Origin of the sequence: Paraburkholderia haematera (genome assembly GCF_905220975.1) — a bacterium.
In the GTDB taxonomy this organism is placed as follows: Bacteria; Pseudomonadota; Gammaproteobacteria; order Burkholderiales; family Burkholderiaceae; genus Paraburkholderia; species Paraburkholderia haematera.
The window spans coordinates 1-21,234 of record NZ_CAJNBK010000039.1; the positions used below are offsets into that span (position 1 = coordinate 1).

At 62.0% G+C, this 21,234-nt stretch carries 19 protein-coding genes; 9 read left to right on the plus strand and 10 right to left on the minus strand.

Translation table 11 applies throughout. The features are described 5' to 3' along the window. The 4 genes from KHO23_RS32795 to KHO23_RS32810 all read right to left on the minus strand — a co-directional run. Positions 1-175: ABC transporter permease subunit (locus tag KHO23_RS32795; protein WP_407946089.1), on the minus strand; the 175-nt coding region annotated here is incomplete at its 3' end. Between the two features lie 230 nt (positions 176-405). Further along, complete coding sequence (locus KHO23_RS32800) at positions 406-1,605, minus strand: branched-chain amino acid ABC transporter substrate-binding protein (RefSeq protein WP_211616975.1); 1,200 nt, start codon at positions 1,603-1,605, stop codon at positions 406-408. A 541-nt stretch (positions 1,606-2,146) separates the two neighbouring features. Then, positions 2,147-3,106: a 4-hydroxy-3-methylbut-2-enyl diphosphate reductase gene (gene ispH / locus KHO23_RS32805; protein WP_211616977.1), complete on the minus strand. Its 960-nt coding sequence runs from the start codon at positions 3,104-3,106 to the stop codon at positions 2,147-2,149. 2 nt (positions 3,107-3,108) lie between these two features. Further along, the gene (locus KHO23_RS32810; protein WP_063497119.1) at positions 3,109-3,564 is read right to left on the minus strand and encodes an FKBP-type peptidyl-prolyl cis-trans isomerase; all 456 of its coding nucleotides are present in this window, start codon (positions 3,562-3,564) and stop codon (positions 3,109-3,111) included. A 200-nt stretch (positions 3,565-3,764) separates the two neighbouring features. Here KHO23_RS32810 and radC point away from each other — a divergent pair, with 200 nt between their 5' ends. From radC to nadB, 4 genes are all read left to right on the plus strand, one after another. Further along, positions 3,765-4,643 carry a RadC family protein gene (gene radC / locus KHO23_RS32815; protein WP_407946090.1) on the plus strand — a complete coding sequence of 293 codons (879 nt, stop codon included), beginning with the start codon at positions 3,765-3,767 and terminating at the stop codon, positions 4,641-4,643. 241 nt (positions 4,644-4,884) lie between these two features. Continuing rightward, positions 4,885-5,118: a 50S ribosomal protein L28 gene (gene rpmB / locus KHO23_RS32820; protein WP_007180631.1), complete on the plus strand. Its 234-nt coding sequence runs from the start codon at positions 4,885-4,887 to the stop codon at positions 5,116-5,118. 10 nt (positions 5,119-5,128) lie between these two features. Next, the gene (gene rpmG, locus KHO23_RS32825) at positions 5,129-5,296 is read left to right on the plus strand and encodes a 50S ribosomal protein L33 (protein WP_006050116.1); all 168 of its coding nucleotides are present in this window, start codon (positions 5,129-5,131) and stop codon (positions 5,294-5,296) included. 237 nt (positions 5,297-5,533) lie between these two features. Then, entirely contained in the window at positions 5,534-7,132 is a 1,599-nt protein-coding gene (gene nadB, locus KHO23_RS32830; RefSeq protein ID WP_211616979.1) for an L-aspartate oxidase, read from the plus strand. 82 nt (positions 7,133-7,214) lie between these two features. On the opposite strand, the gene nadC is transcribed toward nadB, so the two are convergent. The 6 genes from nadC to purN all read right to left on the minus strand — a co-directional run bounded on the left by nadC (position 7,215) and on the right by purN (position 14,134). Continuing rightward, positions 7,215-8,114: a carboxylating nicotinate-nucleotide diphosphorylase gene (gene nadC / locus KHO23_RS32835; protein ID WP_211616981.1), complete on the minus strand. Its 900-nt coding sequence runs from the start codon at positions 8,112-8,114 to the stop codon at positions 7,215-7,217. Beyond that, a complete protein-coding gene (gene nadA, locus KHO23_RS32840) occupies positions 8,114-9,253 on the minus strand; it encodes a quinolinate synthase NadA (RefSeq protein WP_211616982.1) in 1,140 nt (379 codons plus the stop codon). The genes nadC and nadA overlap by 1 nt, the downstream gene beginning before the upstream one ends. Positions 9,254-9,395: 142 nt before the next feature. After that, positions 9,396-10,592 carry a DesA family fatty acid desaturase gene (locus KHO23_RS32845; RefSeq protein WP_211616984.1) on the minus strand — a complete coding sequence of 399 codons (1,197 nt, stop codon included), beginning with the start codon at positions 10,590-10,592 and terminating at the stop codon, positions 9,396-9,398. 203 nt (positions 10,593-10,795) lie between these two features. Beyond that, positions 10,796-12,151, minus strand: a complete 1,356-nt coding sequence (locus KHO23_RS32850) for a mechanosensitive ion channel family protein (protein ID WP_211616986.1) — start codon at positions 12,149-12,151, stop codon at positions 10,796-10,798. 73 nt (positions 12,152-12,224) lie between these two features. Then, positions 12,225-13,484, minus strand: coding sequence for an RsmB/NOP family class I SAM-dependent RNA methyltransferase (locus KHO23_RS32855; protein ID WP_211616989.1), 1,260 nt, complete (start codon positions 13,482-13,484; stop codon positions 12,225-12,227). Then, entirely contained in the window at positions 13,481-14,134 is a 654-nt protein-coding gene (gene purN / locus KHO23_RS32860; protein ID WP_093638893.1) for a phosphoribosylglycinamide formyltransferase, read from the minus strand. The genes KHO23_RS32855 and purN overlap by 4 nt, the downstream gene beginning before the upstream one ends. Before the next feature lie 118 nt (positions 14,135-14,252). Between purN and KHO23_RS32865 the strand changes: the two genes are divergently transcribed. The 5 genes from KHO23_RS32865 (at position 14,253) to KHO23_RS32885 (ending at position 21,234) form a co-directional block, all read left to right on the plus strand. Beyond that, entirely contained in the window at positions 14,253-15,248 is a 996-nt protein-coding gene (locus tag KHO23_RS32865; RefSeq protein ID WP_211616990.1) for a bifunctional riboflavin kinase/FAD synthetase, read from the plus strand. A gap of 171 nt (positions 15,249-15,419) precedes the next feature. Beyond that, the gene (ileS, locus tag KHO23_RS32870) at positions 15,420-18,257 is read left to right on the plus strand and encodes an isoleucine--tRNA ligase (RefSeq protein WP_211616992.1); all 2,838 of its coding nucleotides are present in this window, start codon (positions 15,420-15,422) and stop codon (positions 18,255-18,257) included. After that, positions 18,257-18,763, plus strand: coding sequence for a signal peptidase II (lspA, locus tag KHO23_RS32875; protein WP_211616994.1), 507 nt, complete (start codon positions 18,257-18,259; stop codon positions 18,761-18,763). The genes ileS and lspA overlap by 1 nt, the downstream gene beginning before the upstream one ends. Before the next feature lie 162 nt (positions 18,764-18,925). After that, a complete protein-coding gene (coaBC, locus tag KHO23_RS32880; protein ID WP_211616996.1) occupies positions 18,926-20,140 on the plus strand; it encodes a bifunctional phosphopantothenoylcysteine decarboxylase/phosphopantothenate--cysteine ligase CoaBC in 1,215 nt (404 codons plus the stop codon). 74 nt (positions 20,141-20,214) lie between these two features. Next, positions 20,215-21,234 (plus strand): LLM class flavin-dependent oxidoreductase, encoded by a 1,020-nt coding sequence (locus KHO23_RS32885; RefSeq protein WP_211616998.1) that lies wholly within the window; start codon positions 20,215-20,217, stop codon positions 21,232-21,234.

Genomic DNA, 21,234 nt, shown 5'->3' on the forward strand with positions numbered 1-21,234 from the left:
TCTGAAGCACGCCTATGGCTGAGAGCGCAACCATCGCGCCCACCATCAACACATCGCCGTGCGCGAAGTTGATGATGCCCAAGATGCCGTAAACCATCGTATAGCCCAGTGCGATGATGGCGTAAACGCTGCCAAGCACCAGCCCGTTGAGGACCTGCTGGATGAAGATATCCATTTAATGCTCCTTAGCCCGTGCGACTGGATTCGCGTTCTTCATCAGCCGGTGGGCGGTGATGCGGTACGCCAATCTCAACGGCACTGCGGGTACTGATGTAAAAGACCGGTAAGGGTTATCCGTTGCCCGGTTTGTCTTACGACTGGGATGCAGTCGGGGACGAACCGATGGCGGATGCAAAAACGGCACCGTTGGGTGGTTTCGGTGCCGTCAGGCGTAACATCCCGTCATCACATCTTCACGACGTCGAGAACCGCTTTTTTGCCGTCCTTGAAGTCGTAAAGCGTAATGGCGCCCTCTTTCAAATCACCCTTGTCGTCGAACGCGATGTGGCCGATTACCCCGTTGTAATCGGTGGACGGCATCGCAGCCAGCACCTTGGGCGCCTCGATCGAATTAGCGCGCTTCATTGCATCGACAATCACGTACACAGCGTCATACGTGAACGGCGCGTAAATCTGCACCGGCGTGTGGAAGCGGTCGACGTACTTCTTTTCGAAGTCCGCTCCCTTGTCCATTTTCGAAAGCGCGAGTCCCGCCTCCGAACAGACCAGGTTTTGCACGGCGGTTCCCGCCAGCTCACCCACCTTGTCGGTACACACACCGTCGCCGCCAAGGATTTTTGCCCTGATACCGAGCGCCGCCGCCTGTTTGGTGAACGGCCCGCCCGTTGCGTCCATGCCGCCGAACATGATCACGTCCGGCTGAACACGCTTGATCTTTCTAAGGACGGCCTGAAACTCCGTAGCCCTGTCATTCGTGGCTTCGCGCGCGACGATCTTCGCCCCGCTTGCCTGTACCGTCTTCGCGAACTCGTCGGCCAGGCCCTTGCCGTAGACCGTCGAGTCGTCAACGATCGCGATGCGTTTCGCGCCGAGCACTTTCGTCGCGTAATTGGCAAGCGCCGGCCCCTGCTGGGCGTCGGTCGCGACCACCCGATACGTTGTCTTGAAGCCTTGCTGCGTGTACCCCGGATTTGTCGACGATGGCGAGATCTGCACAATCCCGGCATCGCTATAGATCTTCGACGCGGGAATCGAAACACCGGAATTCAGGTGCCCGACCACGGCGACAACATGATCGTCGACGAATTTTTCGGCGACCGCCGTTCCCGTTTTCGGATCCGCGGCATCGTCTTGCGCGTCAAGCTCCAGCTGGATCTTGTGACCGTCGATGGTCAAACCCCGTGTATTGATTTCCTCGACCGCCAGACGCGCGCCGTTTTCATTGTCTTTACCGAGATGCGCAATGCCGCCCGTCAATGGGGCCGCATGACCGATTTTCACGACAATTGCCTCGCTCGCCGGTGCCGCTGCTGCCGTGACAGCCGATGCACCTGCTTCCGCCTCGCTATCCTGTTTTTTGCCGCACGCGGTCAACATCGCAACCGCGGTCACGACGGACACGGCGTAAGCAAACTCGACTCGCATTAAGTAGGTCTCCCGCGCCTTGCAAAATCCATTGTTCGGGACCCGGAGGCCTTGAGAACGCGCGCATTGTAACTCCAATTATGCGACGGGCAATATTGTTGAAACGGTGGGGTTTTCCTGCATTGCAACCTTATTTTGAGAGAGAAATCCGTCAAAAGGCGCAACCGGGTTGCGACTGTTTTCCGTGCATCAGTTGCACCACCGTTGCACCCAATGGCATCAAGTGTTGCAGCGAGTTGGCTCGATCCCTGATTGCACCGTGGTTCGCGTTATGTATTACGTTTTCATTGATATCAAGCCACACGCACTATTTTAGTGCGTCAAAAATCGCCGCAACGCGTTGAGTACGATTTAAACGGGGCCATATCATCGGAAATCGATTAAACGCCAAATCACAATTCAAAAGAATTTGTGTGGGAGCACACTTAAATCGGCTCGGTTCAGTGTTCTGGCACTTAATTTTCGACCGACCCGCGAATCGGCGGACGAAAAAAAAGCGCGCCCTCGGGCGCGCTTTTCTTTCAGAACTGTCGGCTGATTGTCAGGCAGGCAGACCCAGCCCACGCGGCAGCGGAAACGCGATGTTTTCCTCGATGCCTTCGAGTGCGCGCACGTTGCGCACACCGAGCTCACGCAACCGGGCAATCACCGCTTGCGCCAGCACTTCCGGCGCCGATGCGCCCGCCGTTACACCGATCCGGCGTTTGCCTTCAACCCAGACCGGATCGATCTGGTCCGGCGAGTCCACCATATAGGAAGGCACGCCGAGCTTTTCAGCCAGCTCGCGCAACCGGTTCGAGTTCGAACTATTCGGGCTGCCGACCACGATCACGACGTCGCATTGCGGCGCCATGAACTTGACGGCGTCCTGGCGGTTTTGCGTGGCGTAGCAGATGTCCTGCTTCTTGGGCTCGCGGATCGCAGGATACTTCGCCTTCAGGGCGGAGATGATCTCGGCCGCGTCGTCGACCGACAGCGTGGTTTGCGTAACGAACGCGATCCGCTCGGGATCGGCCAGCTGCAGGGCCTGCACGTCTTCGATGTCTTCCACCAGATGCATGCCTTCGCCCGCCTGCCCCATCGTGCCCTCGACCTCAGGGTGGCCCTTATGGCCGATCATGACGATGTCAAAGCCGTCCTGGCGCATTTTTGCGACTTCGATATGCACCTTGGTCACGAGCGGACAGGTGGCGTCGTACACCCGCAGGCCGCGTGACTCGGCTTCCGAGCGCACCGCTTTCGACACGCCATGCGCGCTGAAAATGACCGTATTGCCGGCCGGCACCTCTTCCAGCTGTTCGATGAAGATCGCACCCTTCTTGCGCAAATCTTCGACGACGTAGGCGTTATGGACGATTTCGTGGCGCACGTAGATCGGCGAGCCGTGCAGCTTGATGGCCCGCTCGACGATTTCAATGGCCCGATCGACGCCGGCACAGAACCCACGCGGCTGCGCCAGCAGGATCTCGGCTTCGGCAAGAGTCGTATCCGTGATGCTCATGATTACAGAATCCCGATGATTTTCACTTCAAACGCCAGCGCCTGGCCGGCAAGCGGATGGTTGAAATCGAACAACGCCGACGTTTCGCCAACTTCTTTCAGGACACCGGCGTAGCGGCCGCCACCCGGCGCGTTGAATTCGACCAGATCACCCGGCGAAAAATCCTCGCCGATCATGCTGTTTTCGCGCAGCGTGGCCAGCGAGACCCGCTGGATCAGCTCCGGATTGCGCGGACCGAACGCCTGATCCGGCGTTAGCTGAAAGGTCGAATGGTGGCCCACCTTCAAACCCAGCAGAATGTCTTCCAGCGGCGGCGCCAGTTGACCCGCACCGAGCAGCAGCGTGGCCGGCCTGTCAGTAAACGTATTGATGACTTCCGCGCCATCGGCAAGGGAAAGCCGGTAATGAAGCGTCACATGTGAACCGGGTTTCACTTCGGAAATGTCGATGATGCTCATGCAATGCTCGCTCAGTCGAAGCGCGCTGCACGCGTGCGCCGTGGACGCAGTCGACGCGTGTGGCAGTCCGTCAGGGTGCCGTGCGCAAAGCGTCTATTGTAAGCCACATAGCGGGCGGCGGCTTGCGTCCGTCGCGCACGTCGCGGCACGGCCGGGCAGCTCGCACCGCCCTCAACCCGAACTGGAGGATGCACACCTATATGGCTGACTACGCCTGCACGATGGACCCAGCGGCGCTCGAAGCGACCCTGCCGGAACCTGCCGCACCCTACGCCATCGCACCCGCCCAGGCGTCACCTGGCGCTTGTGCCGCAGCCGACAAGACCGCGGCGGTTAATAGCGTTTGCGCCAGGGTTAGCTCCGCCGAAGCCACCGCGAACGCCGGCACACCCACGCACGAGCCGCTTCTAAGGGGCAAATGGCTCAAAAACGATATGCCACGCGAACGTCTGATCGAGGAAGGGCCAGGCGTGCTGTCCGACACCGAAATGATCGTACTGGTGCTTGGCTCGGGCCTGCCCGGCCACGATGTGTTCAACGTCGCGCGCTCCCTGCTCGACCGGTTCGGCTCGCTACGGGCCATGCTCGACGCAACCTATTCGGACTTCGACGGCCTGCGCGGCATCGGCCCGGCAAAGAAGTCACAATTGCTCGCCATCATGGAGATGGCGCGGCGCTCGCTGGTCGATAAAATGCGTGGCCGTTCGCTGATGAACTCGCCCGAGGCCGTACAGGAGTATCTGCGCCTGCGCATAGGCGGCAAGACGCAGGAGGTCTTCGTGTCGCTCTTTCTCGACGCCCGCCACCGGTTGATCCGCTGTGAAGAAAGCGCGCGCGGCACGCTAACACGCATGGCTGTGTATCCGCGCGAAATCGTGCGGCGAGCGCTGACGCTGAATGCCGCCAGCCTGATCGTCGCGCATAATCACCCTTCCGGCGCCGTCCAGCCGAGCGCGAGCGACTGCCGGTTGACGCATACGCTGCGCGAAGCCCTTGCTCTGATCGACGTGCAGCTTATCGATCATCTTGTGATCGGCACCGACAATACTTACTCGTTCGCCCGCGCCGGCTGGCCGTGAGCTGGCGTGAATCTGGGCCGCGACAACGTCGCGCCGTGTCTGGCATCGCAAATAAGGTTTGATTTTGCGGCTTTTTTTCTGCTAGAATTCCGGTTTGCCTATTTCCAACCCCCTGTTCCGAAGCCACCAAGGCGTTCCGGAAAGGAAACGTGCCTCGAGTTTCAATAAACTCTCAGCGCGACTCTTTTCGGGAAACTTTCACGGCGTTCGAACTCAGAATTAGCGTATTAGGAGTGCTCTCATGGCACGCGTATGCCAAGTAACTGGGAAAGCGCCGATGAGCGGCAACAACGTTTCCCACGCGAACAACAAAACCAAGCGCCGGTTCCTGCCGAACCTGCAAAACCGCCGTATTTGGGTGGAAAGCGAAAACCGTTGGGTGCGTCTGCGCGTTTCGAACGCCGGCCTGCGCCTGATCGACAAGAACGGTATCGACGCTGTGCTCGCAGATCTGCGCGCACGCGGTGAAGCCTAAGGAGTAAATCATGGCGAAAGGCGCACGCGACAAGATCAAGCTGGAATCGACCGCAGGCACGGGTCACTTCTACACGACGACGAAGAACAAACGCAACATGCCGGAAAAGATGCTGATCAAGAAATTTGATCCGGTCGTCCGTAAGCACGTTGACTACAAGGAAACCAAGATTAAGTAAATCTTGGCTCCTGCCTGACGAAGGCAAAAAGTTTTGCAAAAAAGCCTCGCATTCGTGCGAGGCTTTTTTGTTTTCGGCGTTCCAATATCACACTGCTTAACTGCCCTTCCCCTACCAGGACAGTCTTATCCCGTTCGGCCAGCTTTCCCTCGACCGTCGCGACGCGTATCCTTTCTCGTTTTAGCGGCGTGCGAACGGCACGCCGTCACGGCAAAACGAAAGACGGAGACGCAGGCGATGGAATTCGATGTAGCGATTGTCGGTAGCGGTCTGGCAGGTTTGAGCGTCGCGCTCAACCTAGCGGAGACCCGGCGAGTTGCGGTGGTCGCCAAGCGATCGATGACCGAAGGCGCGAGCGATTGGGCCCAAGGCGGGATCGCCGCCGTGCTGGATTCGGCGGACAGCGTCGAAAACCATGTGCGCGACACACTGATCGCCGGCGGCGGCCTGTGCGACGAGGCCGCAACGCGCTTTATCGTCGAGCATGGGCGTGCCGCGATCGAATGGCTGATCGAGCAAGGCGTGCCATTCACCAAAGACGACGCCGCTGAGCTCGGTTTTCATCTGACACGTGAAGGCGGCCATAGCCATCGCCGGATCATTCATGCTGCGGATGCAACAGGCCATGCCGTGGTCGCCACGCTGAGCGAGCGCGTACGCCGTCATCCAAACATCACCCTGCTTGAGGACCACTACGCAATCGACCTGATCACGTCGGACCGACTCGGCCTGCCTGGCCGTCGCTGCCACGGATTGTATGCACTCGATCTGCAAAGCGGCCGCACCGTGACTATCGAAGCGCCGCACACGGTGCTCGCCACCGGCGGCGCCGGCAAGGTCTATCTGTACACCACCAACCCCGACACGGCGACCGGTGACGGCATCGCCATGGCCTGGCGCGCGGGCTGCCGCGTGTCGAACATGGAATTCATCCAGTTCCATCCGACCTGCCTGTTCCATCCTTATGCGAAGTCGTTCCTGATCTCGGAAGCGGTGCGCGGCGAAGGCGGCATTCTGAAGCTGCCCGACGGCACGCGCTTCATGCCGAACCACGACGAACGCGCCGAACTCGCACCACGCGACATCGTCGCGCGTGCGATCGACTTCGAGATCAAGAAGCGCGGTATTGATTGCGTGTATCTCGACATCAGCCATCAGTCGCCTGAATTCCTGCGCGAACACTTCCCGACGATTCTGGCCCGCTGCCTCGAATTCGGCATCGACATCACCAAAGAGCCCATTCCCGTTGTGCCTGCCGCGCACTACACGTGCGGCGGTGTCGTGACCGACCTGGCAGGCCGGACTGATCTCGCGGGCCTTTACGCGGTCGGTGAAACGTCATGCACAGGCCTGCACGGCGCGAACCGGCTTGCCAGTAACTCCTTGCTCGAATGCCTCGTGATCGGACGCTCCGCCGCGCAGGCCATCGAGGAAGAAGGCTTCTGCGCCGCGATCCATGCACCGCTGCCGGACTGGGACGAAAGCCGTGTATCCGATCCGGACGAAGAAGTGGTCGTCGCGCACAACTGGGATGAACTGCGCCGCCTGATGTGGAACTACGTCGGCATCGTGCGCACGGACAAGCGGCTCGCGCGCGCCAAGCATCGGCTTGCCTTGCTCCGTGACGAGATTCACGAGTATTACGCGAACTTCAAGGTGAGCCGCGATTTGCTTGAACTGCGCAATCTGGTCGACGTGGCGTCGCTTATTGTCGAAGGCGCTCGCTCACGGCGTGAAAGCCGCGGCCTGCACTTCAGCCGCGATTGGCCGGCCACGCTGCCGAAGGCACTGCCGACGGTGCTGTCGCCCGAGCATGTGCGCAACCGCAACGTGTGATTCCTAAGGCTGAAGTGAAAAAGCCATCGCCGGTTTCCCGTCGATGGCTTTTTCTTTAATGGCGAACGCTTAAGCGTGCAGTTCAGACGATCCGCATCGAGTAATCCGTTGCACGTACATCTTTGGTCAGCGCGCCGATCGACACGCGATCGACACCCGTTTCCGCGATGGTCCGCACCGTCTCGAAGTTCACCCCGCCGGACACCTCCAGCACCGCTCGCCCCGCCGTGATACGCACTGCGTCGCGCATGGCATCGAACGAAAAGTTGTCCAGCAGAATGGATTGCGCACGATGCGCCAGCGCGGTTTCCAATTGCGCCAGCGTTTCGACTTCGATCTGAATCGACACGCCCGCGTTCAGGGCGAGCGCCGCGTCCATTGCGGCACCGACGCCGCCTGCTGCGGCAATGTGGTTTTCCTTGATCAGAATGCCGTCGTACAAAGCGAGCCGCTGATTCGCCCCGCCGCCCACGCGCACTGCGTATTTTTGCGCGAGCCGCAAGCCCGGCAAGGTCTTGCGTGTATCGAGGATGCGCGTTTGCGTGTGGGCAATCGCGTCGACATAACGGCGCGTTGCGCTCGCCACGCCCGACAGCAGTTGCAGGAAATTCAGCGCATTGCGTTCAGCTGTCAACAGCGCTCGAACCGGGCCGCGCAACTCGCAGACCGGCGTATCCGCGGTCATCCGATCGCCCTCGCGATAACGCCACCGCACGTCGATTCGCGGATCGACCTGGCGCATCACCGCGTTGAACCAGGGCACGCCGCACAGCACGGCATCTTCGCGCACGATAATGCGCGCATCGCGCACGTCGTCTGCAGGGACCAGGCGGCCGGTCTGATCGCCTGCGCCGATATCTTCGGCCAGCGCGTCAGCGACGTTGCGTGCCAACGCAGCATCGAATGCGGCGCCGTACTGCGCATGAATCTCGGCGAATAGCGGCGACACCGCCTCGACCTGATTGCCTTCCACCGCCCCCATTACGCCGCCCCCACGTTCGAATACAGTTGCGCGTCGCGTGCGAGATCGCCGCTGGCTTGCACACGCTTCTTGTGACGCGCCGCGAAGTCGAGCATCCGGTCGATCGGCAGACGCGCCCGCTCGCCGATCGCTCGATCGACAAAGATTTCGTTGTGGCCGCGTTCGAGCACGTCGGCCAGATTGGCGAGGCCGTTCATGGCCATCCACGGGCAATGCGCGCAGCTCTTGCAGGTCGCGCTATTGCCGGCCGTGGGCGCGGCGATCAACGTCTTGCCCGGCGCGGCGAGCTGCATCTTGTGCAGAATGCCGAGATCGGTCGCCACGATGAAATGCGTCGCGTCGAGCTTTTGCGCCGCGTCGATCAACTGGGTTGTCGACCCCACCACGTCCGCTTGCGCGACCACGTTAGCCGGTGACTCAGGATGCACCAGCACTTTCGCGCCCGGATATTCGGCGCGCAGCAGATCGAGTTCGATGCCCTTGAATTCGTCGTGCACGAGACACGAGCCCTGCCACAGCAACATGTCCGCACCGGTCTTGCTCTGGATATAACTGCCGAGGTGCCGATCCGGCGCCCAGATGATCTTTTCGCCGCGGGCGTGCAGATCGGCAACAATTTCCAGCCCGATCGACGACGTCACCATCCAGTCCGCACGCGCTTTGACGGCAGCGCTGGTATTCGCGTACACGACTACCGTGCGATCCGGGTGAGCGTCACAGAAAGCCGAGAATTCATCGACCGGACAGCCCAGATCGAGCGAGCAGGTCGCGTCGAGATCGGGCATCAGAATGCGCTTGTCCGGACTCAGGATTTTCGCGGTCTCGCCCATGAAGCGCACGCCCGCCACCACCAGCGTTTGGGCCTCGTGATCGCGGCCGAAACGCGCCATCTCCAGTGAATCGGCCACGCAGCCACCGGTTTCGTCAGCGAGTTCCTGCAGTTCCGCGTCGACGTAATAGTGCGCGACGAGCACGGCTTTCTCGCGCTTAAGCAATGCGCGGATACGTTGCTTCAACGCCACCTTCTGCTCCGCCGACGGCGCGTCGGGCACCTTCGCCCACGCCTGCCCGATCCCGCAGGTCGTGCCCTGTGCTTGTGGCCGGTCGTATTCGACGGTCCTGATCGCCTGCTGATCCATGATCTCCTCTGCCTTCGCTCTGCCGCCGCGGACTGTCAATCGCGCGTCGTTGAAATTGCCGCGGCCCAAAAAGCAAAACCCCGCCAACGCGGGGTTTTGTGACGTAACGAAATTTTAATGGATTTCGCGCTCAGGCATACGGTCAAGCATAGCGGCGCAGACGCAGCGCGAATTCTTGCAGCGCTTTAATACCGCTCTGCTCAGCGCGATGACACCAGTCTTGCAACTGAATCAGCAGTTGGTCGCGCGACGCATTCGAGCGCTCCCACATTGCCGCCAGTTCATTGCGCATGTCGATATAAGTCTTGAGCTTCTGGCTGTTCGCGAAGATTTGCGGCAACTGGCGCTTCTGCGGCTCATCGAGACCCGCTTCTTCCTTGTGGAACCAGCTACGCGCACCACGCATGACCTGATACTTCTCGCGCGCGCCGGCTTCCTTCAGATGCGCCAACTCCTGGCGGTAGGCACGCTTGAGCGCCTTGCCGTAACGCGCCATCACTTCATAGCGGTTTGCCAGCACGGCTTGCAACGTGTCCTGATCGAGCACCAGCTTGCCGGTGGTCAGACGCGGCGTAGGCGCGACCTTCTTGACCTTGGCAAGACGGAACGCCGACATGATGCGGATATACATCCAGCCGATATCGAACTCGTACCACTTGTTCGACAGCTTGGCCGACGTCGCATACGTGTGGTGATTGTTATGCAGCTCTTCACCGCCGATGATGATGCCCCACGGGAAGATGTTGGTGCTGGCATCCGACGAGTTGAAGTTGCGGTAGCCCCACCAGTGCGCGAGGCCGTTCACCACACCCGCAGCCCAGAACGGAATCCACACCATCTGCACGGCCCAGATGGTCAGGCCGACGACGCCGAACAACGCGACGTTCAGCACCATCATCAGGCTCACGCCGAGGATCGGATACTTGGTGTAGACGTTGCGTTCCATCCAGTCATTCGGCGTGCCGTGACTGAATTTGCGCATCGTTTCTTCATTCTTGGCTTCGGAACGATACAGTTCCGCGCCTTCGAGCAGTACCTTCCAGATGCCGCGTGTTTGCGGGCTGTGCGGATCTTCTTCGGTTTCGCACTTGGCGTGGTGCTTACGGTGAATCGCGGCCCATTGGCCGGTCAGCATGCCGGTGGTCATCCACAGCCAGAAACGGAAAAAATGACTGACGATCGGATGCAGCTCCAGCGCGCGGTGCGCCTGACAGCGATGCAGATAGACCGTCACGCCAATGATCGTGATGTGCGTCGCGACGAGCGTGTACAGCACAAGTTGCCACCACGAGAAGTGCAGCAGACCGTGGGCAAGAAAATCGAGCAAGGAATTCAACAAGGCAATTTACCTGTGGAACAAGAGACGCCAGACACAAGCAAAATGCATGTGTCAAGAAAGTGAAAGCATACAGCGGGATTGGACGATATTCTACTTGAAGCGTTCCAAGTGTTTGTAACAAATAGGGATTTTTTGCGAGGTATCAAGAGGACGGAACACGCCAACTGTCGTTTTCAGATCCGCCGGCGGGTTCGAAGTGCCTGTCAGAGGGCGCTGTCGGCCTGATTGACCGCGGGAGCGGTCATTGTTACCGCTTGCGGCATTGCGTCGCTCACATTGCCGACGATTCGCACTTCGCGTTGAGCGAAAGGAATCGAGATGTCGTGTTCGGAGAAAAGGCGCCAGATGTTGCGATTCACGGCCGAGCGAACGCCGGCCGTGCCTGTGGCCGCATCTTCGATCCAGAAGCCCAGTTCGAGGTTGATGCCGTCGGCGCCAAAGCTTGCCAGATAGGGTGTAGGCGCCGGCTCCTGCAGCACCCGCGCAACGCCCTGAGCGGCCTCGGCGAGCAGCGCCATCGCCTGCTCGACGTCGGAGGAGTAGGCGACCTGCACGGCCACCTTGGAATAGCCGCGCGTCAGAAACGAGGACTGGTTCTGCACCACGTCCGTAATCAGCTTTTCGTTCGGGATCAGCGTTTCGATGCCGTCCAACCCACGCACCACCGTATAACGCGTGCGGATCTGCGTGACCATGCCCTGCAGGCCGCTCACGTTGATCGTGTCGCCGATGCGCAGCGAGCGGTCGATCAGGATGATGAAACCCGAGACGTAATTGCTCGCGATCTTCTGCAGCCCAAATCCAAGCCCCACACCCAGCGCGCCGCCAAACACACCGAGCACGGTAATGTCGATGCCGACCAGCGACAGGCTGATCAGCACCGCCGCCAGCATGAACGCAGCGCGCCCGACCCGCGACACCACCACTCTGAGGTTGGCGTCGAGCGTGTTTGAGCGCATCAGGCGGTCTTCGAACGTGGCACCCAGCCACATCGCGACGACCATCGTCACGCACACCCACAGGAGGCCCGTGGTGAGCGAGAGCAGCGTCATGTGCGCATTCGCGACCCTGAAGCGCACGCTGCCCATCCAGGCGATCACGTCGTCCTGAATGCCCATGACGGTGAGCACCATACCGATCCAGACGACCAGCGAGACGATCTTCTCGACCATGAATAGCCACGGATGCGTCGTGCCGTCCTGGCTGAAGACTCGCCGCGCGAAGAAAAACACGATATAGATCAGGCCTATACCGAACAACGGCACCAGCGCCAGATCGAGCAGCGCGGTGTGCATGAACTCGCCGGTGATCGCTTGCGCGAGCCAGACGAACCCCGCGCCGATCAGCGGAAAGAAAGCGCGATTCAGGCTTTCCGCGCCGAAACGGAGGGTCTGGTAACGCGTCTGGCGCCGCAGATCGAGCGTGCGGCGCAACAGGCGCGCGAGCAGCCACGCGACGGCGAGCGTGCCAAGCAGCACGCCGACCTGCCACAACATGACCGGCTGGCCGAAGTCGCGCGCCAGGTCACTGAACATGTGAGGGAAAATCCGGTTTTGCATGATGTCGCTAAAATCGCCGGCGCGCCGGGTTCAGGAACAGAACCCGGTCGCGTCGGCAGAAAGCCCGTTGCGTTTAGCTCTGGCGTTCCAGCACGGCTGCGAAAAAGCCGTCGGTAGCGTGACGGTGCGGCCACAGCGACAGGTAGTCGCCCATTTCCAGGTCGATGCGCTGCTCGGCGAGCACGTCGCGCGCCGGCACCAATGCGAAGTCCGGATGGTCGGCGAGGAACTGCTGCACGACGGCTTCGTTTTCCGCTTCCAGAATCGAGCAGGTTGCGTAGACGAGACGCCCGCCTTTCTTCACCAGACGCGAGGCGCTGGCCAGAATCGACGCCTGCTTCGGCGCCAGTTCGGCGACCGATTCCGGCGACTGGCGCCACTTCAGGTCCGGATTGCGGCGCAGCGTACCCAGGCCGCTGCACGGCGCGTCGACCAGCACGCGGTCGATCTTGCCGGCCAGACGCTTGATCTTGGCGTCGTGTTCGCTGTCGATCAGCACGGGATTCACGTTCGACAACCCGCTGCGCGCAAGGCGCGGCTTGAGCTTGGCCAAACGCCGCTCGGAGACGTCGAAGGCGTACAGCCGGCCGGTAGAGCGCATCGCCGCGCCCAACGCCAGCGTCTTGCCGCCCGCGCCCGCGCAGAAGTCCACGATCATTTCGCCTCGCTTGGGCGCGACCAGCGAACACAGCAACTGGCTGCCCTCGTCCTGGACTTCGACCCAGCCGTGCTGGAACGCGTCCAGCTTGGTGAGCGGCGGCTTGCCGACCACCCGCACGCCGAACGGCGCGAACGGCGTCGCGCCACCTTCGATGCCGGCCTTCGACAGCGCGTTCAGCACGTCGTCGCGGCTTGCCTTGATCGGGTTCGCGCGCAGGTCCAGCGGCGCCGGATAATTCAGCGCGGCGGCCAGTTGCGCCAGTTCCTCGGGCTCGAAACGCTTGGAGAGCGCCTGATGGATCCACTCGGGCAGATTCAGGCGAATTCGCAGCGGCAGGCTTTCAGGGTCGATCTTCGCGACGTGTTCAAGCCAGTGCGATTCCGTGTCCGACAAGAACGGCTTGAGGGCCGTGCGGCCCGCCGTCTGCATCAGTCCCAGCAAAGCCATGCGGCGTGCCGGACTGCCCGCGCCGCCTTCGGCCAGATGAGCGAATTCCATCCGGCGACGCAGCACGGCGAAGACTGCCTCGGCGATCACGCCGCGCTCGCCGTGCCCGAGCTTCGGATGCGCGCGGAAAAAGCGACTGGTGGTCGCGTCGGCCGGGCCGTTCAGTTTCAGGACTTCAGCCAGCAAAGTCTCGGTTTGTCCAATCAAAAAACCATGTAATCTCATGCGCCCTCTCCGGCGGTGTGACCGGCAAAGAGCCATTGCGGCTCCGGCGGCGTAAGCGTGACACGCAAGCCGTCTAGGGCAAGGCGCCCTTCGACGAACCAGCGCACCGCGCGTGGATAGATAATGTGTTCGGTTGCCAGCACGCGTTCGGCGAGCGTGGCGGGGGTGTCGCCAGCCTCAACGGGGACGGCCGCCTGCGCGACGATCGGCCCGTGATCCAGCTGCGACGTGACAAAATGCACCGACGCGCCATGCAGCCGCACGCCGGCGTCGAGTGCCTGTTGATGGGTTTTCAGGCCCGGAAAGCTCGGCAGCAGTGACGGATGCACATTCAGCATGCGCCCGGCGTAATGGTCGACGAAACCGGCCGTGAGCACTCGCATGAAGCCGGCGAGCACGACCAGATCGGGTGCGAAACTGTCGATTTCTTGCGCCAGCGCGGCGTCGAAGCTGTCGCGATCCGGAAACTGGCGGTGGTCGACCACCGCCGTGGCAATGCCGTGCGACGCCGCGAACGCAAGGCCCGCGGCGTCAGGACGGTTGGCAATCACGGCGGCGACTTGCGCCGCCCAACCCTCGTCCGCGCAGGCGCGAATGATAGCTTCCATGTTGCTTCCCCGTCCGGAAATCAGGATGACGAGTTTTTTCATCCGCGGATTTTATCATTCGGGGGACACTGAAACGGCGACGCGCCGCCGTCTCGTGCGCTGAGCGTTTATAATCGTTTGTTTTGCGGCACCTCGGCCGCCCTACCTCAAACCCGCTATCGTGAGAGTCTTCCGCGGTCTTCCCAATGCTGAAAGCCGTGCGCCCTGCGCACTGACCATCGGCAACTTCGACGGTGTCCACCGCGGCCATCAGGCTTTGCTCGCCCACGTCCGGGCCGCAGCCGATGCACGCGGCCTGCCCGTTTGCGTGATGACCTTCGAGCCGCACCCGCGCGAGTTCTTCAATCCGGCTGGCGCGCCGCCGCGAATCGCAATGCTGCGCGACAAGCTCGAGGCGCTGCGTACCAACGGTGTCGACCGGGTCGTGGTTGAGCATTTCAATCACACTTTCGCGAGCCAGTCGCCGGATACGTTTGTCGAACGGATCATCGTCAACGGGCTGCATGCACGCTGGGTGATGATCGGCGACGACTTCCGCTATGGCGCGAAGCGCGCGGGCGATTTCGCGTCGCTCAAGACGGCGGGTCAGCAGCACGGTTTCGAAGTCGAGCAGATGGGCACTGTGGCCGACCCGTCCGGCGCGCGCATTTCCAGCTCGGGCGTGCGCACGGCGCTGGTGGCGGGCGACCTCGACTCGGCGCGTGCTGCGCTGGGCCGCGATTACCTGATCAGCGGCCACGTCGTGCATGGCATGAAGCTCGGCCGCGATCTCGGTTTCCCCACGCTCAATCTGCCGATCGCGCACAAGCGTCCGGCGCTCGCCGGTATTTTCGTGGTTCGCGTGCATGGCGTGACGGACGAACCGCTGCCGGGCGTCGCCAGCCTCGGCCTGCGCCCCACCGTCGACGATTCCGGTCGCGTGCTGCTTGAAGTGCACCTGCTCGACTGGCACGGCGACGCGTATGGCAAACTCGTGCGCGTCGAATTCCTGAAAAAGCTGCGTGACGAGGAAAAATTCGTCGACCTCGAAACGCTGACCGCCGCCATTGCGCGCGACGTCGCCAATGCGCGCGCGTGGTTCGCGGCCGTCGGCGCCGGCACGCCGGGTAGCCGTTCCACCGGTTTCGCCACCTCGGCCACCGACCGAATTAGATAGCCGCCGCGGTACGTGCGAGCGCGCCAAGTGCTGCATGTACCCACCGCTGCGCGCATCGAAGGGCGTCCGTCAATCACGCGACATGCCTGCCGGGCGCGCCCAAAACGCCCTGCGCTTCATGCGCATACCGCAGCCTCGCTGCGCTTAGAAAGAATTCACCGCGACCTCATCATGAGCAACAAGAAAGCCGATTCGAAACCGCAGTCACGCTACCCGGTCAACCTGCTCGACACGCCGTTCCCGATGCGTGGCGACCTGCCCAAGCGCGAGCCGCAATGGGTCAAGGAATGGCAGGAACGCAAGGTCTACGAGACGATCCGCGCGGCCAGCAAAGGCCGCAAAAAATTCATCCTTCACGACGGCCCGCCGTATGCGAACGGCGACATCCACCTCGGCCACGCGGTGAACAAGATCCTCAAGGACATGATCGTCAAGGCGCGCAATCTGGCGGGCTTCGACGCGGTCTACGTGCCGGGCTGGGATTGCCACGGCATGCCGATCGAAATCCAGATCGAAAAGCAGTTCGGCAAGTCGCTGCCGGCCGCTGAAGTCATGCAGAAGGCGCGTGCTTACGCGACTGAACAGATCGAGAAGCAGAAGGTCGGCTTCCGCCGTCTGGGTGTGCTCGGCGACTGGGACAACCCGTACAAGACGATGAACTTCACGAACGAAGCCGGCGAAATCCGCGCGCTCGCGAAGATCATCGAAAAAGGCTACGTGTTCCGCGGCCTGAAGCCGGTCAACTGGTGTTTCGACTGCGGCTCGGCGTTGGCTGAAGCGGAAGTCGAGTACGCGGACAAGAGCGATCCGACCATCGACGTGCTGTTCAGCTTCGCCGAACCGGAAAAGACCGCGCATGCGTTCGGCCTGAAGGCGCTGCCGCGCAATGAAGGCGGCATCGTGATCTGGACCACCACGCCGTGGACCATCCCCGCCAACCAGGCATTGAACCTGCATCCGGAAATCGTCTACGCGCTGGTCGATACGCCGCGCGGCTTGCTGATCCTGGCCGAAGAACGCGTTGAAGCGTGTCTGAAGCTCTACGGCCTGGAAGGCACCGTTGTCGCGACCACACCCGGCGAAAAGCTGGTGAATCTGCGCTTCAATCATCCGCTCGCATCCGCGCATCCGGCCTACAAGCGCACGGCGCCGGTTTATCTCGGCGACTATGTGACGACCGAAACGGGCACGGGTGTGGTCCACTCGTCGCCGGCATACGGCGTGGAAGACTTCGTGTCCTGCAAGGCGCACGGCATGGCCGATTCGGACATCATCAACCCGGTGATGGGCGACGGCCGTTACATCGAATCGCTCGCGCTGTTCGGCGGCCTGTCGATCTGGGCAGCCAATCCGCAGATCGTCGAGGCCCTGCAGGCCGCCGGTTCGCTGCTGCGCACCGAGAAGTACACGCACAGCTACATGCACTGCTGGCGCCACAAGACGCCGATCATCTACCGCGCGACCTCGCAATGGTTCGCCGGCATGGATGTGAAGCCGAACGACACCGACAAGACGCTGCGCGAAACCGCGCTCGAAGGCATCGAGAACACCGCCTTCTATCCGTCGTGGGGCAAGCAGCGCCTGTTCAGCATGATCGCGAATCGCCCGGACTGGACGCTGTCGCGTCAGCGCCAATGGGGCGTGCCGATGGCGTTCTTCGTGCACAAGGAAACCGGCGAGCTGCATCCGCGCACGCTGGAACTGCTCGAAGAAGTCGCGCAACGCGTTGAGAAGGCCGGCATCGAAGCCTGGCAAACACTCGACCCGCGCGAACTGCTCGGCGACGACGCCAACATGTACGAAAAGAACCGCGACACGCTGGACGTCTGGTTCGATTCGGGCACCACGCACTGGCACGTGCTGCGCGGCTCGCACAAAGACGAACTGCAATTCCCGGCCGACCTCTATCTGGAAGGCTCGGACCAGCACCGCGGCTGGTTCCACTCGTCGCTACTGACCGCTTCGATGCTCGACGGCCGTCCGCCGTACAACGCGCTGCTCACGCACGGCTTCACTGTCGACGGCGAAGGCCGCAAGATGAGCAAGTCGCTCGGCAACGGTATCGACCCGCATGAAGTGGCGAACCGGCTCGGCGCGGAAATCATCCGTTTGTGGATCGCCTCGACCGACTACTCAGGCGAACTGGCGATCTCTGAAGAAATCCTGAAGCGCGTAACGGAAGGCTATCGCCGCATCCGCAACACGCTGCGCTTCCTGCTCGCGAACCTGTCGGACTTCGACTTCGCGCAACACGCGCGCCCGGTCGAAGACTGGCTCGAGATCGATCGTTACGCGGTGGCGCTGTCGGCGAATCTGCAGAACGACATCCTCTCGCACTACGACAAGTACGAGTTCCACCCGGTGGTCGCGAAGCTGCAGACGTTCTGCTCGGAAGACCTCGGCGGCTTCTATCTGGACGTGCTGAAAGACCGCCTGTACACCACGGCGGCCGACTCCGTTGCGCGCCGTTCGGCTCAGACCGCGCTGTATCACATCGCACACGGCCTGCTGCGCCTGATGGCGCCGTTCATGTCGTTCACCGCGGAAGAAGCGTGGAAGATCTTCTCGCCGAACAACGAAACGATCTTCACCGAGACTTATCACGCGTTCCCGGCGGTACCACAAGCCGGTGAGCTGCTCGACAAATGGACGCTGCTGCGCGCCGCGCGTAGCGACGTGACCAAGGCGCTGGAAGAAGCACGCGTTGCGAACCTGATCGGTTCGTCGCTGCAGGCCGAAGTCGAAATCCGCGCGAGCGGCGCCCGTTACGACGCGCTCACGAGCCTTAGCGACGACCTGAAGTTCGTGCTCATCACGTCGGCGGCGAACGTCGTGAAGGTCGACAGCGAAGCGGAAGAAGGCGTCGAAGTAATCGCCTCGAAGTATCTGAAATGCGAACGCTGCTGGCACTACCGCGCGGACGTCGGCGCCAACGCCGAGCACCCCACCCTGTGCGGCCGCTGCTTCAGCAATCTGTTCGGCAACGGCGAAACGAGGAGCGCGGCATAATGGCAAAAACCATGTCGAAACCGTCGGTCAGCAACAGTTCGTTGGCGCCGTGGCTTGGCGTCGCGCTGATCGTGATCCTGTTCGATCAGCTGACGAAAATCGCGGTCCAGAAGGTGTTTGCTTACGGTGTTCCGCATGAGGTCACGCCGTTTTTCAACCTGATCCTCGTGTACAACCGTGGCGCCGCCTTCAGCTTCCTCGCGATGGCGGGCGGCTGGCAGCGCTGGGCGTTCACTGCGCTCGGCGTGGTCGCGGCACTCGTGATCTGCTATCTGCTCAAGCGTCATGGCGGACAGAAAATGTTCTGCGCGGCGCTGTCGCTGATTCTCGGCGGCGCGCTCGGCAATGTGATCGACCGGCTGGCGTACGGCCATGTGATCGACTTTCTCGATTTCCACGTGCGCGCGTGGCACTGGCCGGCGTTCAATCTCGCCGACAGCGCGATCACGATAGGCGCGGTTCTGCTCGTGCTCGACGAGTTGCGGCGCGTGCGCGGCTCGCGCTAACGTCGCTTAGGCTGCCCAGCCCGCTTGAGCCACAGTTTATGTGCGCGTTTGCGTCCGGGCTTATGTTTGCGCTTGGGTGAGCGCTTACGCGCCGATTCGTAGGCGGCTAACGGTGCGGCATCCGCACCGCTGCCCGCCACCACGCTTTGTCGGAGGCTTTCGTTGGCAACCGCAGAACTCGCAGGAAAACACCTCGTCCTCGGCATGACGGGCGGCATTGCCTGCTACAAGATCGCCGAACTCACGCGCCTCCTGACCAAGGCCGGCGCGACCGTGCAGGTCGTGATGACCGAAGCGGCCACGCAGTTCATCACCCCCGTCACCATGCAGGCGCTGTCCGGCCGGCCGGTCTTCACGAGCCAGTGGGACGCGCGCGTGCCGAACAATATGGCGCACATCGATTTGTCGCGTGAAGCCGATGCGATCGTGATTGCGCCCGCCTCCACCGACTTCCTCGCCAAACTGGCGCACGGAATGGCCGACGACCTGCTCTCGACGCTGTGCGTGGCGCGCGATTGTCCGTTGCTCGTCGTGCCGGCGATGAACCGGCAGATGTGGCAAAACCCAGCGACCCAACGCAACGTCACGCAGCTACGCGCGGACGGCATTGACGTGCTCGGCCCCGATTCGGGTCCGCAGGCGTGCGGCGAAGTAGGCGACGGGCGCATGTTGGAAGCGGCCGCCACGTTCGAGGCGATCGCTTCGTTCTTCTCGCCCAAGATCCTGTCCGGCCGCCGCGTGTTGCTGACCGCCGGCCCGACCTTCGAGCCGCTGGATCCGGTGCGCGGCATCACCAATCGTTCGAGCGGCAAGATGGGCTTTGCGCTCGCGCGCGCCGCGCAGCAAGCGGGCGCCGAGGTGCACCTGGTCGCCGGCCCCGTCGCGCTGGAAACGCCGTGGGGCGTGTTCCGCGAAGACGTGCAAACCGCGCAGCAAATGCACGACGCGGTGATGCGCTCGGCCGCCCACGCCGACATCTTTATCGGTGTGGCCGCGGTGGCCGACTGGCGCGTCGATCACGCCAGCGAACAGAAGATCAAGAAGACTGCCGGGCGTGCACTGCCCACCTTCACGTTCGTCGAGAATCCGGACATTCTGGCGTCGGTAGCAAAGCTGCCACATCCGCCGTTTACAGTCGGTTTCGCGGCCGAGAGCGGTGACCTCGAAGTGCACGGTGAAGAAAAGCGCGTGCGCAAGAACGTGCCATTGTTGATCGGCAATCTCGGTCCACTGACCTTCGGCATGGACGATAACGAAGTCATCCTGTTCGAAGCGGCCGGTGTCACCAGGCTGCCGCGCGCCGACAAGCAGACGCTCGCGCGCGCCTTGATCGTGGAAATAGCCAGGCGTCTGCCCGACACAGATCCGATCCGCTAAGGCCGCGCGCGGCGGCACATGCTGCGTTCGCCGCGCGCGCTTCCGGCGCACCGAATCATCTGGAGCAGACTGACATGACGCTACTTTCCGTGCTCGATCAAACGCCCGTGATCGACGGGCACTCGGTGGCGGACGCCATCGCCGCCACCATCGAACTCGCGCAGCTAGCCGACGACCTCGGCTACACGCGCTATTGGTGCGCCGAGCATCACGGTTTGCGCGGCGTGTCGAACCCGTGCCCCGAGGTCATGCTGGCGCGCCTCGGCAGCGTCACCAAACGCATTCGCGTGGGCTCCGGCGGCGTGATGCTGCCGTACTACAGCCCGTTCAAGATCGCCGAGCAATTCATGATGCTCGAGGCGCTGTTTCCCAATCGCATCGACCTCGGCGTTGGACGCGCCCCGGGCGGCGACATGCACACGGCGCAGGCGGTCGCGGCCGGCGCCTACAATCGCGGCGATATTTTCCCGCAGCAGGTTGCCGATCTGGTCGGCCTGATGCACGGTACGTTGCCCGAAGATCACATCGCACACGGCGTGTTGCTGCAACCGCAGATCGCTACGCGCCCGCAACTCTGGATGCTCGGCTCGAGCGAATTCGGTGGCCTGCTGGCGGCACAAGTCGGTATCCGCTTTGCGTTCGCGCATTTCATCAACGCACATTTCGGGCACCAGGTGGCACTGGCCTATCGCGAGCGCTTCAAAGCCAGCCTGGAAGCGCAACAGCCCTATCTGGCCGCGGCCGTATTCGTGATCTGCGCGGACACCGAGCAGGAAGCCGCCGATCTGGAAAAAGCCGTCGACCTGCGTCGCGTGCAAATGGCTTATGGCATGAACGAGCCGATCCCGACGATCGAGCAAGGCGTCGCGCAGGAATACGGCGAGCGCGAGCGCCTCGTGATCGACCGCGAGAAGCCTCGCAGCATCATCGGCACGCCGGAAACCGTCACTGAGCGGCTTCATGCCTTGCAGGAGCAGTTCCAGGCCGATGAACTGATCGTGCTCACCGTAGCGGGCAGCTATCGCGCCCGGCTGCGCTCCTATGAACTTCTCGCCGACGCGTTCCAACTCGCACGCCCGGCCTCCACTCCTTAA

Bases quoted from the DNA above. Each gene is read 5' to 3' on its own strand.
- KHO23_RS32800 (WP_211616975.1), bottom strand. From the start codon at position 1,605: ATGCGAGTCGAGTTTGCTTACGCCGTGTCCGTCGTGACCGCGGTTGCG.
- ispH (WP_211616977.1), bottom strand. From the start codon at position 3,106: ATGAGCATCACGGATACGACTCTTGCCGAAGCCGAGATCCTGCTGGCG.
- KHO23_RS32810 (WP_063497119.1), bottom strand. From the start codon at position 3,564: ATGAGCATCATCGACATTTCCGAAGTGAAACCCGGTTCACATGTGACG.
- radC (WP_407946090.1), top strand. From the start codon at position 3,765: ATGGCTGACTACGCCTGCACGATGGACCCAGCGGCGCTCGAAGCGACC.
- rpmB (WP_007180631.1), top strand. From the start codon at position 4,885: ATGGCACGCGTATGCCAAGTAACTGGGAAAGCGCCGATGAGCGGCAAC.
- rpmG (WP_006050116.1), top strand. From the start codon at position 5,129: ATGGCGAAAGGCGCACGCGACAAGATCAAGCTGGAATCGACCGCAGGC.
- nadB (WP_211616979.1), top strand. From the start codon at position 5,534: ATGGAATTCGATGTAGCGATTGTCGGTAGCGGTCTGGCAGGTTTGAGC.
- nadC (WP_211616981.1), bottom strand. From the start codon at position 8,114: ATGGGGGCGGTGGAAGGCAATCAGGTCGAGGCGGTGTCGCCGCTATTC.
- nadA (WP_211616982.1), bottom strand. From the start codon at position 9,253: ATGGATCAGCAGGCGATCAGGACCGTCGAATACGACCGGCCACAAGCA.
- KHO23_RS32850 (WP_211616986.1), bottom strand. From the start codon at position 12,151: ATGCAAAACCGGATTTTCCCTCACATGTTCAGTGACCTGGCGCGCGAC.
- KHO23_RS32855 (WP_211616989.1), bottom strand. From the start codon at position 13,484: ATGAGATTACATGGTTTTTTGATTGGACAAACCGAGACTTTGCTGGCT.
- purN (WP_093638893.1), bottom strand. From the start codon at position 14,134: ATGAAAAAACTCGTCATCCTGATTTCCGGACGGGGAAGCAACATGGAA.
- ileS (WP_211616992.1), top strand. From the start codon at position 15,420: ATGAGCAACAAGAAAGCCGATTCGAAACCGCAGTCACGCTACCCGGTC.
- lspA (WP_211616994.1), top strand. From the start codon at position 18,257: ATGGCAAAAACCATGTCGAAACCGTCGGTCAGCAACAGTTCGTTGGCG.
- KHO23_RS32885 (WP_211616998.1), top strand. From the start codon at position 20,215: ATGACGCTACTTTCCGTGCTCGATCAAACGCCCGTGATCGACGGGCAC.